This window comes from Thioclava sp. F34-6 (genome assembly GCF_002213235.1).
Taxonomy (GTDB): Bacteria; Pseudomonadota; Alphaproteobacteria; order Rhodobacterales; family Rhodobacteraceae; genus Thioclava; species Thioclava nitratireducens.
The window spans coordinates 26,199-38,459 of record NZ_NBOA01000005.1 but is presented as its reverse complement, the minus strand read 5'-3'; the positions used below and the strand labels follow the sequence as shown (position 1 = coordinate 38,459).

Genomic DNA, 12,261 nt, shown 5'->3' with positions numbered 1-12,261 from the left:
CTGCGGGGGGCTGGATAGGGCTGCAAGCAGTCCGGCACCCCCCGCAAGAAGCCTCAGAGTCGCTGCAGCGGGATGCGCAGACTGATCGAGAGCACATGCGCGTCGTTCTCGAAGGTCAATGGAGCGACCGGCGATTCACCTTCGGTCAGCGGCGTGCTGCCGCCCTTCGCGGTCCCGAAGCTGTAATAGCGATAGGACATCTCGAGGATCGCCGGATGCTTGCCGGGAGCCGTCAGTTGGTAGGCCATGCCGATTCCGAGCGAATAGGCGAAATCGCCGTGGGTGTCGCCCGAGAAGGTCCGGTCTACGGAATCCTTCGCGGTATTCGTCCGCGTCCAGTCGCTGACCTTGTTGTTGGCGTAACCAAGTCCCGCCACGACGAAAGGATGCAGGCGGGAATTGACGCCCATCTGCTCGAACGGGGAATAGTAGAGATTACCCATCACCGCGCTGGTCGAAACCGAAGCCGAGGTGATGTCGGCATGCTCGCCGCTGGTCGTGTGCGGACCGGTCGTCGTGGCCGAGCCAGTCGTGAGGACGCTGACATCACCGCGGAAGCCGTTCATCCAGTCATAGCCGAAGGCGATCTCTCCGAAGCCACTCGTATCGTTGCTCAGGTTGAAATCGATCCGCGGATCGGACGGTCCGGGCGGGAGCCAGTGCTCGTCGGAGGGTCGGGTGTTTGCGACCCCGAGCCCGAAGCGTACGTAAGGTCCGTAAGTGACGCTTGCCGTGCCCACCTTGAAGAAGTTGGCCGAGTCTTGTGCCGTAGCAGCCGCCGGGGCCGCAAGGCTGAAGACAAGGGCGCAGGCCGCGGCCAGCTTCGTTGAAAATTCCATCTCGATGCCTCTCTGTCCGTCTTTAGTCATTCGCCGGGTCGGATATCCCCACGTCGCGGGATAATGATCTCCGAACCGTGCAAGCAGAAGTGAAATTCTCTGCCCACGCTTTACGCGAGGGCAGAGTGTTGCCTAGGTTCCATAGAGTCTCAGCCGTCATGCCCGGCGAGAACCGCGATCCGCACCGCTTCGGCTTGCGCGGCGAGGCTGGTCGCTGCCGCGCCCGTCACCGGCTGGCCGAGAATGGTCGTCACCGCCGTCACCGTGGCGGCCGTGATCGGCACGGTCTTGTCCGAGGCCGTGCCCAGGAAAATCGCCTCCAGCGTCGCGGTGTTGTTCGTCACCCCGAGACTCGAGAGCGCCGAGCTGCCATTCAGCGTGTCCTTGAGAAGGGCGAGGTTTTGCAGTGGCGAGTCGATGAAAGAGACGTTGTCCCAGTTCAGCGAAAGCTGGTCGATCGCCTGATTGAGCGGCAGGTTGTAGAACGAAACCATGGTCGGCGAAATCGTCGCCAGGGCTTCCTCATAGGCGCGCTGAAGCACGTGATCGGGTGAACGCGCCACGTTCAGCCGCCCGAGCTCGACCTCCGGAATTCCTTCGCTGGACCAGACGGGCTTGGTGCCGCGCGTGCCCGACGGGGTGCCGGCTTGCGGACCCTTGCCCTCGGAATCGGGGCCGGGGCCGCCCTGACCCTGCCCGGAAGAGCCGCTGGCGCCGCCATGGCCGCCGCTCTCCTCATGCGTGCCGTCGTCCTCGTGGCCGCCGCTACCATGGCCAGCCTCGCCGGTCTTGCCCTTCTGCTGGCCGCCATCCGTGTGATCGCCATCGGTATGCGAGCCGCTGTCCTGCGCAAAAGCGCTCGGCACGGACAGATGGAATGTTCCGAAGGTCGGGCCGGGCTGCACGGTAAGGCCCAGCCCCGCGATGAGCGCGATGCCGGCTACGGTCGTTGCGCGTTTTGCAGTCTTGCGTGTCATGACTGCCTCCTTGTTATGTTGGAAATGGGTCTGTCGACCCGGACCCCGCGCCGACGGGCGGGTCCGGGCTTTTGCGTTTCAGATGCGATCAGCCGTGCCCGGCGAGGATCGCGATGCGAACGGCCTCGGCATCTGCAGCGAGGGATGCCGCTGCGGTGCCCGTCACCGGAACCCCGAGGATCTGCGTCACCGCAATCACCGTATCGGTCGAGATCGGGACATTCTTGTCCGACGCCGCGCCGAGGAAGATCGCCGCGAGCGTGTCGGCATCATTCGAGACGCCGGAACTCGAGAGCGGCGTCGAGCCGTCGAGCGTTGCCTGAAGAAGGCCGAGGTTCTGCAACGGCGAGTCGATGAAGCTCACGTTGTCCCAGTTCAGCGAAAGCTCCTCGATCGCCTTGTCCAGCGACAGGTTGTAGAAGGAGACCATCTCGGGCGAGATCGACGCGAGTGCTTCTTCATAGGCCTGATCGATTACGTGCTCGGGCGAGCGCGCGACGTTCAGACGACCGAGTTCGACCTCCGGAATTCCTTCCTGAGACCAGGTCGGCTTGCCGCCGCCCGAAGAGGAGGGGGCGCCTGCCTGCGGCCCCTTGCCGTCGGAATCTTCTCCCGGGCCGCCTTGTCCCTGACCTTGCGATTGCCCGGTCTGAGCGCCTTTGCTACCCTGACCCTGACCGCCTTGATTTCCCTTGACGGTCCCTTGGCCGCCGGACTCCTGTGCATTGGCCGCGAAGCTTAGCGGACCGGTGACCGGTGCCTGCCATGCGATCGCGACTCCCAGCGCCGCTGCAAGAGCGACGAGCGAGACGCGAGATTTGCCCGTGAACAATGGATTACGCATTTCATCTTCCTCCACTTTGATGACGCATGGAACCCGCGTCGATCAGAGAAAATCACAGGAGAAGAGAGCGAACTTTGATTCCTATCAATATGATGAATATTTCTATCTAACCGCGTCACAGACCGACTCCGTGCTTCTCGATCCTCGTCTGCCACGATCGAGGTTGCGACCGCACTCCATGGATCTCGGCGGCAAGTTCCGGGCAATTTGGCGCCTGAGCGACGACCAGGTTTCAAGACCTGAGCGACGACCAGAAAGTCTCTTCCGCGAGGTTGTAATTGCCTTGCAGACGCATCGCCTTGATTTGCAATTCGCAGACCGGAAGTTCCGTGGAGAGATCGACCAGATGTCCCGCCGTGATCGGCTCCAGTGCGAGCGATTCCGGGACCCACGCGACCCCCATGCCGATCACCGCCATCTCGACCGCCGCCAGCGTCAGTGCCGTCTCGACCTTGGGCGCATAGCGGATCGCCGGGCTGAGATAGGGCAGGATACTGCGCTCCATCACTTGGCCGAAGAAAACGTCCGAGGGGTAGGCGATGTAAGGCGTCTCGACGGGACCGGCGCCCTCGGGCGCGGCTTTCGGCAGGCTGGAGTTGAAGACCGGGATCAGCCGGTCGGTGCCGATCGTGATCTCCTCGAGAAAATCGGCACGGGCGTCGTCTCTTTCGTCCGGCGTGCGGTAGACGATCGCGACATTGGCCTGCCGCGAGAGCAGTAGCCCCGTGCAGGCGTCGAGATTGGCCGAGCGCAGGCGGACATATATCCCCTCGCGCTCTGTCGGCATCTTGCGCAGGATCGATGGTATATGCCCGGTGGTCAGCGAGTGCTGGCAGGCGATCACCACGCGGTTGCTTGCCACGCTGTCGCCGCGCCGCAGATCGGCGACGAGCTGACGCAGCCCGTTCGACAGCTGCATGATTTGCTCTCGCTGTGCCCGCGTCGTCGGCTTGAGACGGATCGGCTTGTGCGAGCGGTCGAACAATTCGACGCCGACGAAATCCTCGATCTGCTTAATTCGGCGCGAGAATGCGGATTGCGTGAGCATCCTGCGCTCGGCTGCGCCGCTGAAAGATCCCGTATCCTCGATCGCGAGGATGTCTTCGAGCCATTCCAGTCGCATATCACCCCTAACTTGCAAGAAGTGCAAAACATATCAAGAATTTCGAATTTGCATACGGGATTGATCTGCGCAACGCTCGATACAGACAAGTTACCCAAGGAACTCCATATGCATCTCGCTCGCTTTCCCCGCGTTCATCTGGCGCATCTGCCGACCCCTCTCGAAAAGCTTGATCGCCTCTCGAAAGAGCTGGGCGGGCCGGAAATCTGGATCAAGCGGGACGACTGCACGGGCCTGTCGACCGGAGGCAACAAGACGCGCAAGCTGGAATTTCTGATGGCCGAGGCGCAGGCGATGGGCGCCGACACCGTGATGACGCAGGGCGCGACCCAGTCGAACCACGCACGCCAGACGGCGGCGGCTGCCGCGAAGCTCGGGATGGCCTGCCATATCCTGCTTGAGGATCGCACCGGCTCGAACGACGCCAATTACAACGAGAACGGCAACGTGCTTCTCGACCATCTGCATGGGGCGACGACGTCGAAACGGGCGGGCGGCAAGGACATGCAGGCCGAGATGGAGGCGGTCGCCGAGAAGCTGCGCGGCGAGGGCCGGACGGTCTACGTCATTCCCGGCGGTGGCTCCAACGCGACCGGCGCGCTCGGCTATGTGAACTGCGCCTTCGAACTGGTCGGGCAGGCGAATGACCGCGGGCTGGTGATCGACCATATCGCGACGGCGACCGGCTCGGCGGGCACGCAGGCCGGGCTGATCACCGGACTCAAGGCGATCAATGCCGGGATCCCGCTGACGGGGTTCGGGGTGCGCGCGCCGAAGGACAAGCAGGAGGCCAATGTCTTCGCGTTGGCGCAGAAGACCGCCGAGAAGCTGGGCTGCCCCGGTGTGGTGGCCCGCGAGGACGTGGTGGCCGATTGCAGCTATGTCGGCGAGGGTTACGGCATCCCGCGAGAGGATACGCTGGAGGCGATCCGCATGTTCGCGCAGCTCGAAGGGATCCTTCTCGATCCGGTCTATTCCGGCAAGGGCGCGGCCGGGCTGATCGACTATTGCCGCAAGGGGCATTTCAAGAAAGGCGAGCGCGTGGTCTTCCTGCATACCGGCGGCGCCGCGGCGCTGTTCGGCTACGAGACCGTCTTTGCCGAGGCCAACAAAGCCCTCGTGGTGGCCTGAGATCATGATCCGGCCGCGCTTCTCCAAGAGCTTCACCCAGCAGCCCCCGATCCCCCGGGAGGGGATCGAGGCGGCCGTGGCGGTGATGCGCTCGGGGCGGCTGCATCGCTACAACCATGCACCCGGCGAGGCGAGCGAGGTGGTGGAGCTGGAGCGCGAATACGCGCAATGGCAGGGCGCGCGCTATTGCCTCGCGGTGGCTTCGGGCGGACAGGCGATGCAGATCGCCCTGCGCGCCGCGGGGGTGATGCCGGGCGATCGCGTGCTGACCAACGCCTTCACGCTCGCCCCGGTGCCGGGCGCGATCGCGGCGGTGGGGGGCGTCCCGGTTCTGGTCGAGATCACCGAGGATCTGGTGCTCGACCTCGAAGCGCTGGAGACGAAGGCTGCGCAAAGCGGCGCGCGGCACCTTCTGCTGTCGCATATGCGCGGTCACCTGTGCGACATGGACCGTCTGATGGAGATCGCGACGGCGCATGGGCTGACCGTGATCGAGGATTGCGCCCACACGATGGGGGCGCGGTGGAACGGTCGGTTGTCCGGCTCTTTCGGGCTGGCGGGGTGTTTCAGCACCCAGACCTACAAGCACATGAATTCCGGCGAGGGAGGCTTGCTGACCTCGGATGACGCCGAATTCATGGCGCGCGCGACGGTCCTGTCGGGCTCCTACATGAACTACGAGAGCCATGGGGCCGGGCCCGCGCCCGAGATCTACGACAAGATCCGGCTGGAGACGCCCAACATGTCCGCCCGGATGGACAATCTGCGCGCGGCGATCCTGCGCCCGCAGCTTCGCCAGCTGGAACAGAGTGTTGCCGCGTGGAACGCGCGCTACGATCTGGTGGCCGATGGGCTGACGCGCTCGCCCGCGATCTGCCTGCCGCGTCGACCGAAGGCGGAATTCTATGTCGGCTCCTCGATCCAGTTTCGGGTGCCCGGCCTTGCGCCTTCCGAGGCCGAGGTCCTGATCGCGCGGCTTGCGGAGGCGGGGGTCGAGGTGAAATGGTTCGGGGCCGATCAGCCCCGGGGCTTCACCTCCGATCATCGCAGCTGGCGCTACGTCGCCGCGCAGGAGCTGCCCCAGACCGATGCGGTTCTCGCCAGCCTCTTCGATATGCGCCTGCCGCTGACGTTCAGTCTCGAGGATTGCGCGCATCTCGCAGGTCACATCGTCGATGCAGTCGAGAGCGTCCGCGCCAGGGTGAGCGCATGATGCGGCGGGTCGGCATTCTGGGCGGCATGGGACCGGAGGCGACGATCCTGGTTATGCAGAAGGTTCTGGCCAGCGTGACGGCGCGCGACGATGCCGATCATGTGCCGCTGATCGTGGATCAGAACCCGCAGGTCCCCTCGCGTATCCGCCACCTGATCGAAGGTACGGGCGAAGATCCGGGCCCGGGTCTCGCCGACATGGCGCGCCGGCTGGTGGCAGGCGGGGCGCAGGCTCTCGCGATCCCCTGCAACACCGCGCATCACTACCTGCCCGCGATCCGCGCGGCGGTCGACGTGCCGGTGCTCGACATGGTGGAGCTGTCGGTTGCCCGGGGCGCACGCTTGGCCGGGCAGGGTGGTAGGGTCGGCGTTCTTGGCTCACCCGCGCTGCGCAAGGTGAAACTCTTCGATTCAGCCGCAGCGCGACACGGGCTGGACCTGCGCTACAGCGAGGCGGAAGACGACCTTCTGGCTGCGATCCGCCAGATCAAGGCGGACGGCCCGCAACCGGGCGCGCGCGAAAAACTGGCGGCCGCCTCGAGCGCGTTGTTCGAGCGCGGCGCAACTGTGCAGATGATCGCCTGCACCGAATTTTCGCTTATTCCGGAGGCAGTCAGTCCCCGGGCGGACGTATTTGACACGCTCGACGAGCTTGTCAGTGCTATCGTCGCCTTTGCGACCGCACCGGCGGAGGGGCACAGCGATAGTGGAACGCGATAACCATCAAAGCGAGAGATACATCTCGCAATGTTACCAACGGAGGTTCTGACATGAACAAATTCAACAAGATGATGATGACGGCGGCGGCCGCGCTGACGCTCTCGACGTCCGCGCTCTGGGCCGAGACGATGACGATCGGGACGTTCAGCGATCCGACCCCGATGAACGCCGCGCGCGCCGAAAAGGCTTTCGAGAAGGCCACCGGCTGGACGATCGAATGGCGGGTGTTCAACTCGGGCACCGACGTGATCGCAGCCATGGCCTCGGGTGATGTCGAGGTCGCGGAACTTGGCTCCTCGCCGCTGGCGATCGCCGCGAGCCAGGGCGTCGACCTGCAAATGTTCATGGTGTCCTACGCGATCGGCGATTCCGAGAGCCTGATCGCGCATAACGGCTCGGGCATCAAATCGCTGGAAGATCTGAAGGGCAAGCGCGTCGCGGTGCCGGTGGGCTCCACCGCGCATTACTCGCTGATGGGCGCGATTTCCCATGCCGGGATGAAGGAATCCGATCTGACCATCATCTCGATGCCGCCGGACCAGATCGCCGCCGCATGGGATCAGGGCACGATCGACGCCGCTTTCATCTGGCCGCCGGTGCAGACAAATATCCTCGAGACCGGCAGCCGTATCGTGAGCGCCGCCCAAACCGCGAAATGGGGCTATCCGACCTTCAACGCATGGACCGTGAACACCAAGTTCGCCGAGTCCCACGAGAAGGAAATGGTGGCCTTCGCCAAGGCGATGAACGCGGCGAACAAGGCCTATCTGGACGATCCCTCGGCCTGGACGCCCGATAACGAGAAGGTCAAGGAGATCGCCAGCGTGACCGGCGCGGGCGCCGACCAGATCCCCGGCATTCTCAAGGGCTACACCTTCGTGCCGCTGTCCGAACAAGTCAGCGACACCTGGCTTGGCAATGCCGCGAACATCATGAAATCGACCGCGGAATTCCTGAAATCCGCGGGCCGCATCGACAGTGTCGCCGACGATTACTCGGCCTTCGTGAATACGAAGATCGCCGAAGACGCCCTGAAGTGAAACAGTCTTTCCTGCCCGGGTATACGATCCGGGCAGGACCAAGAAACCGAGAGGGAGCAGCGACGTGGGATTAAATGTCGAGGACGTATCGGTCGTCTATCCAGCGGCGGATGGTCGCCCGCCCGTCGAGGCCTTGAGCCGGATCAACCTGACAATCGAGGACGATGAATTCGTCGTGGCGCTCGGCGCATCGGGGTGTGGGAAATCCACGCTTCTCAACCTGATCGCGGGGTTTCTGTCGCCGTCCTCGGGGGCGCTGATGCTCGATGGCGAGCAGGTCTCCGGCCCGGGCGCGGACCGCGCGGTGGTGTTTCAGAAACACGCGCTCCTGCCGTGGCTGAACGTTTTGGACAACGTGGCTTTCGGCCTGCAGATTCAGGGCGTCGCCGAGGCCGAGCGCAAGAAGGTCGCCAACAGGTTCCTGAGCATGCTCGGGCTCGACGGGTTTCAGGGCGCGCCGGTGTACTCGCTTTCCGGCGGGATGCAGCAGCGCGTCGGCATCGCCCGCGCGCTTACCTGCGATCCGCGCGTTCTGCTGATGGACGAGCCGCTGGGCGCGCTCGACGCGCTGACCCGCGAAAAGGCGCAGGAACTGATCCTGAACATCTGGAACGACACCCATAAATCGGTCTTCTTCATCACGCATAGCGTGGAGGAAGCACTGTTCATGGGCACCAAGCTGGTGGTCATGTCGCCGCGCCCGGGGCGGATCACCCACGTATTCGACCTGCCGTTCTCGCGGCAGTTTCTCGATGGGATGCCCGCCCGACAGGTGAAGGCCTCCCCGAAATTCATCGAACTTCGCGAAGAAGTCCTGAAGATCATCTTCGCCGACGAAGAGGCCGCGGCATGACGGAGCAAACAACTCAAACCCCGACGAAACCGCCCGGACTGTGGGCGCGGATTTCCCGCTCGCGCGCGACCAAGCCCGGCCAGACCTACGGCGTCCCGGGGCAGGGCAATACGCTGTGGCTCTCGATTGGCTCGATCCTGTTTTTCTTCTTCGTCTGGTGGCTCGTGACCTTCATGGGCTGGGTGAAGCCGCTCTTCGTCCCCTCGCCGATGGCGATCGTGTCGAAGTTTCTCTCGGTCTGGAGCGACGGCTATACTGGCACCTCGTTTCTCGATCACGTAGTGATCTCGACCGTGCGAGTCTTCGGCGCCTTCCTGCTGGCTTGCGTGATCGGGATTCCGTTGGGGCTCGCGATGGGGATGAGCCCGATCATGCGCGGCATTTTCGACCCGCCGATCGAGTTCTACCGGCCGATTCCGCCGCTCGCCTACCTGCCGCTGATGATCATCTGGTTCGGCATCGGCGAGACCTCCAAGGTCCTGCTGATCTTCCTGTCGGTCTTCGCGCCGGTCGTGCTGGGGGCGCGCTCTGGCGTGAAATCCGCCGCGATCGAGCAGATCCACGCCGCCTATTCCTTCGGTGCGACACGCTGGCAGGTGATGCGCCATGTCATCATGCCCTCCGCGATGCCGGAGATCCTGACGGCGATGCGGATCGGGGTCGGCTTCGGCTGGACCACGCTGGTCGCCGCGGAGATGGTCGCCTCGACCAAGGGGCTTGGCTATATGGTGCTCTCCGCCAGCCAGTTCCTGCAGACACCGGTCGTGATCATGGGGATCTTCGTGATCGCCGCGATTGCCTTCGCTTTCGATCTTTTGATGCGCTTCGTCGAGCGTCGCCTCGTGCCCTGGAAAGGCAGAATGTAACGGGAAGAACCACCATGATCTACTTGAAGAAAGCCGTCCGGACAGCCGAGGCGGATCAGGAAGGCGTGCATGACATCGTCTCGAAGATGCTGGCGAAGATCGCGGCCGGCGGCGAGGACGCGGCGCGTCACTATGCAAGAGAACTCGACAAATGGACCGGCGAGATCGTCGTCACCCCGGAGCAGCGCGCCGCCGCCAGCGCCGCCGTGCCCGAGCAGCTCAAGGCCGATATCCAGTTTGCCCATAACAACGTGCGCCGCTTCGCCGAGGCGCAGCGCGCGACGGTCACCGATTGCACGATCGAGATACTTCCGGGCCTGACCGCCGGGCAGAAGCAGATCCCGGTCTCGGCCACCGGTTGCTACGTGCCCGGCGGGCGCTACAGCCACGTTGCCAGCGCGATCATGACGATCACCACTGCCAAGGTCGCGGGCGTGCCCCACATCACCGCCTGTTCGCCGCCGCGGCCCGGTCTCGGCATCCCGCCCGCGATCCTCTACGCGATGGACCTGTGCGGCGCCGACGTGATCCTTTCGATGGGCGGCGTGCAGGGGGTGGCCGCGATGGCCAATGGTCTGTTCGGCCTGCCCAAGGCGGATATCCTCGTCGGACCCGGCAACCAATATGTCGCTGAGGCCAAGCGGATCCTCTTCGGCCAGATCGGCATCGACATGTTCGCTGGCCCCACCGACAGCATGGTGATCGCCGATGCGACGGCGGATCCCGAGATGGTCGCCTATGATCTGGTGGGGCAGGCGGAGCATGGCTACAACTCGCCCGTCTCGCTCGTCACCTCCGATCGCGCTCTGGCCGATCAGGTCATGCGCCTCGTGCCGGAGCTGATAGAGACCCTGCCGGAACTCAATCGCCACAGCGCGAAAGCGTCCTGGGCGGATTTCGCGGAAGTCATCCTGTGCGACGGCGCCGAGGAGATGGCGCGGTTCGCCGATCAACTCGCGCCCGAGCATCTGCACGTGCAGTGTCGGGATCTCGACTGGTGGCTGGCCCGGCTGAAATCCTACGGCTCGCTGTTTCTCGGCGAAGAGACGACCGTAGCCTTCGGTGACAAGACATCGGGCCCCAATCATGTGCTGCCGACCTCTGGGGCCGCGCGCTACACTGGCGGGCTCTCGGTGCACAAGTTCATGAAGACGATCACCTGGCAGCGCGCCACCCGCGAGGCGGCCCGACCGCTCGCGGAGGCGACGGCACGAATCTCGCGGCTCGAAGGGATGGAGGGGCATGCGCGGTCCGCCGATATCCGGCTCTCCAAGTTCTTCCCCGAGGAGCATTTCGACCTGCGTCCGGCGCAGGTCCAGGGCTGACGCGGAGCGCGGACGGAGAAGGGAGGCAGGGATGCCGGAATTGTCCTTCACCCGGGCAGGCAACGGGCCGCCCCTCGTCCTCGTGCATGGCTATCTCGGCGGCAGCGCAATGTGGGACGCGCAGCTTGCGCATTTCAGCCCGTTCCGCGATGTCATATGTCCCGATCTCGCGGGGTTCGGGGCAAGCGCAACGCTCGAGGCGCCCGAGAGCATCGAAGGTCACGCGCGCATGGTGCTCGGACTTCTCGACCGGCTCGAGGTCGAGCGCTTCGATCTTCTCGGCCATTCGATGGGCGGCATGGTCGTGCAGGAGATGATCCGGCTGGCCCCCGCGCGCATCCGCAAGCTGATACTCTACGGCACCGGGCCGCGCGGCGTGATGCCGGGGCGGTTCGAGACGATCGCGCAATCCCGTGAACGGCTTCTGCGCGACGGGGTGCCCGCGACCGCGCGGCGGATCGCGGCGACATGGTTCCGGCAGGGAGAGGCGGCGGAGGGTTTTCCGCTCTGCCTGTCGCTCGGGCAGAAGGCGCGCCTGCAGGCCGCACTCGCAAGCCTCACGGCCTGGGAAGCTTGGGATGGCACGCCCGCTCTTGGCGCGATTGCAAGCCCGACCCTCGTCCTTTGGGGCAGCCGCGACCGCTCCTATGACTGGACGCAGCCCGAAGCGCTCTGGCGCGGCATCCCGGGGGCGGATCTCGCCGTGATGCCCGGCTGCGCGCATAACGTTCACATGGAGAAACCGGACCGGTTCGACAGGCTGGTCGGCGATTTCCTCGATGCGGCAGACTTTTAGCAGGACGCTGAAATCGCCGCGCCGCGACGGGAAGCCGGAAAACAGAAAGCCCAGAGCGAACTCTGGGCTTTGATCTTTGAAATCAATCTCTTGCGAGAGCTTTGGCTGCCGGCGGTAAGGAGTTGATCCGTCTTGCCTTCATGCTTAAGGCATTGCATGCGTTATTGTTTTTCTGCGTGGCCTCTTGGTTTTTGCTACATCCGGGTGTTCCGGGGCTAGATATTCGAATTCGGCGCGGCAGGGAATTTTTCGGTAGTCCGCACAGGTGATTAAGCCAATAAATCTTCCGAGTTGATAGAAGGGTCAGCCTAGCGATTTCACCGTCGCCCGCAGCAGGAGCACCCCGCCGCTACCGTGGCCGGATTTTACTCCGCCGTTGACAAGGCCCGGATGCGCGCAATGATCGCCGCTCAGGACAATACCTCCGACACGCTGACCGAGCTGATCCAAACCTCGCGCAGCCTGCGGCAGGACGAAATCACCGAGGAGATCGTGGAGCTTGCCACCGCAAGCCTGCCGGTTCGGTAATCGAGGA

General features: G+C 64.1%; 13 protein-coding genes. 9 read left to right on the top strand and 4 right to left on the bottom strand.

Annotated elements, in window-relative coordinates:
* Nucleotides 1-53: 53 nt before the first annotated feature.
* The 4 genes from B6V72_RS11435 to B6V72_RS11420 form a co-directional block, all read right to left on the bottom strand.
* Nucleotides 54-839, bottom strand: coding sequence for an outer membrane beta-barrel protein (locus tag B6V72_RS11435; protein ID WP_168173043.1), 786 nt, complete (start codon nt 837-839; stop codon nt 54-56).
* 149 nt (nt 840-988) lie between these two features.
* Entirely contained in the window at nt 989-1,816 is an 828-nt protein-coding gene (locus B6V72_RS11430; protein ID WP_088735612.1) for a hypothetical protein, read from the bottom strand.
* An 88-nt stretch (nt 1,817-1,904) separates the two neighbouring features.
* Nucleotides 1,905-2,660: a hypothetical protein gene (locus tag B6V72_RS11425; protein ID WP_088735611.1), complete on the bottom strand. Its 756-nt coding sequence runs from the start codon at nt 2,658-2,660 to the stop codon at nt 1,905-1,907.
* Between the two features lie 232 nt (nt 2,661-2,892).
* Nucleotides 2,893-3,783, bottom strand: a complete 891-nt coding sequence (locus tag B6V72_RS11420) for a LysR family transcriptional regulator (RefSeq protein WP_088718754.1) — start codon at nt 3,781-3,783, stop codon at nt 2,893-2,895.
* Between the two features lie 108 nt (nt 3,784-3,891).
* Between B6V72_RS11420 and B6V72_RS11415 the strand changes: the two genes are divergently transcribed.
* The 9 genes from B6V72_RS11415 to B6V72_RS11375 all read left to right on the top strand — a co-directional run bounded on the left by B6V72_RS11415 (nt 3,892) and on the right by B6V72_RS11375 (nt 12,254).
* A complete protein-coding gene (locus B6V72_RS11415) occupies nt 3,892-4,914 on the top strand; it encodes a D-cysteine desulfhydrase (protein ID WP_075774700.1) in 1,023 nt (340 codons plus the stop codon).
* A gap of 4 nt (nt 4,915-4,918) precedes the next feature.
* Entirely contained in the window at nt 4,919-6,127 is a 1,209-nt protein-coding gene (locus B6V72_RS11410; protein WP_088735610.1) for an aminotransferase class I/II-fold pyridoxal phosphate-dependent enzyme, read from the top strand.
* Nucleotides 6,124-6,846, top strand: coding sequence for an amino acid racemase (locus B6V72_RS11405; RefSeq protein ID WP_088735609.1), 723 nt, complete (start codon nt 6,124-6,126; stop codon nt 6,844-6,846). Before B6V72_RS11410 ends, B6V72_RS11405 begins: the two co-directional genes overlap by 4 nt.
* Nucleotides 6,847-6,896: 50 nt before the next feature.
* Nucleotides 6,897-7,886 (top strand): taurine ABC transporter substrate-binding protein, encoded by a 990-nt coding sequence (gene tauA, locus B6V72_RS11400; protein ID WP_088718750.1) that lies wholly within the window; start codon nt 6,897-6,899, stop codon nt 7,884-7,886.
* Nucleotides 7,887-7,950: 64 nt separating this feature from the next.
* Nucleotides 7,951-8,739: an ATP-binding cassette domain-containing protein gene (locus B6V72_RS11395; protein WP_075774704.1), complete on the top strand. Its 789-nt coding sequence runs from the start codon at nt 7,951-7,953 to the stop codon at nt 8,737-8,739.
* Nucleotides 8,736-9,605 (top strand): ABC transporter permease subunit, encoded by an 870-nt coding sequence (locus B6V72_RS11390; protein WP_088721650.1) that lies wholly within the window; start codon nt 8,736-8,738, stop codon nt 9,603-9,605. Before B6V72_RS11395 ends, B6V72_RS11390 begins: the two co-directional genes overlap by 4 nt.
* Before the next feature lie 14 nt (nt 9,606-9,619).
* Nucleotides 9,620-10,930, top strand: a complete 1,311-nt coding sequence (gene hisD, locus B6V72_RS11385; RefSeq protein WP_088735608.1) for a histidinol dehydrogenase — start codon at nt 9,620-9,622, stop codon at nt 10,928-10,930.
* Nucleotides 10,931-10,961: 31 nt separating this feature from the next.
* Nucleotides 10,962-11,726 carry an alpha/beta fold hydrolase gene (locus tag B6V72_RS11380; protein ID WP_088735607.1) on the top strand — a complete coding sequence of 255 codons (765 nt, stop codon included), beginning with the start codon at nt 10,962-10,964 and terminating at the stop codon, nt 11,724-11,726.
* Between the two features lie 354 nt (nt 11,727-12,080).
* Nucleotides 12,081-12,254 (top strand): F0F1 ATP synthase subunit gamma, encoded by a 174-nt coding sequence (locus tag B6V72_RS11375; protein WP_206185792.1) that lies wholly within the window; start codon nt 12,081-12,083, stop codon nt 12,252-12,254.
* Nucleotides 12,255-12,261 lie beyond the last annotated feature (7 nt).

Coding starts and splice junctions, on each gene's coding strand:
- tauA (WP_088718750.1), top strand. CDS start 6,897: ATGAACAAATTCAACAAGATGATGATGACGGCGGCGGCCGCGCTGACG.
- B6V72_RS11405 (WP_088735609.1), top strand. CDS start 6,124: ATGATGCGGCGGGTCGGCATTCTGGGCGGCATGGGACCGGAGGCGACG.
- B6V72_RS11430 (WP_088735612.1), bottom strand. CDS start 1,816: ATGACACGCAAGACTGCAAAACGCGCAACGACCGTAGCCGGCATCGCG.
- B6V72_RS11415 (WP_075774700.1), top strand. CDS start 3,892: ATGCATCTCGCTCGCTTTCCCCGCGTTCATCTGGCGCATCTGCCGACC.
- B6V72_RS11435 (WP_168173043.1), bottom strand. CDS start 839: ATGGAATTTTCAACGAAGCTGGCCGCGGCCTGCGCCCTTGTCTTCAGC.
- hisD (WP_088735608.1), top strand. CDS start 9,620: ATGATCTACTTGAAGAAAGCCGTCCGGACAGCCGAGGCGGATCAGGAA.
- B6V72_RS11425 (WP_088735611.1), bottom strand. CDS start 2,660: ATGCGTAATCCATTGTTCACGGGCAAATCTCGCGTCTCGCTCGTCGCT.
- B6V72_RS11390 (WP_088721650.1), top strand. CDS start 8,736: ATGACGGAGCAAACAACTCAAACCCCGACGAAACCGCCCGGACTGTGG.
- B6V72_RS11420 (WP_088718754.1), bottom strand. CDS start 3,783: ATGCGACTGGAATGGCTCGAAGACATCCTCGCGATCGAGGATACGGGA.
- B6V72_RS11410 (WP_088735610.1), top strand. CDS start 4,919: ATGATCCGGCCGCGCTTCTCCAAGAGCTTCACCCAGCAGCCCCCGATC.
- B6V72_RS11380 (WP_088735607.1), top strand. CDS start 10,962: ATGCCGGAATTGTCCTTCACCCGGGCAGGCAACGGGCCGCCCCTCGTC.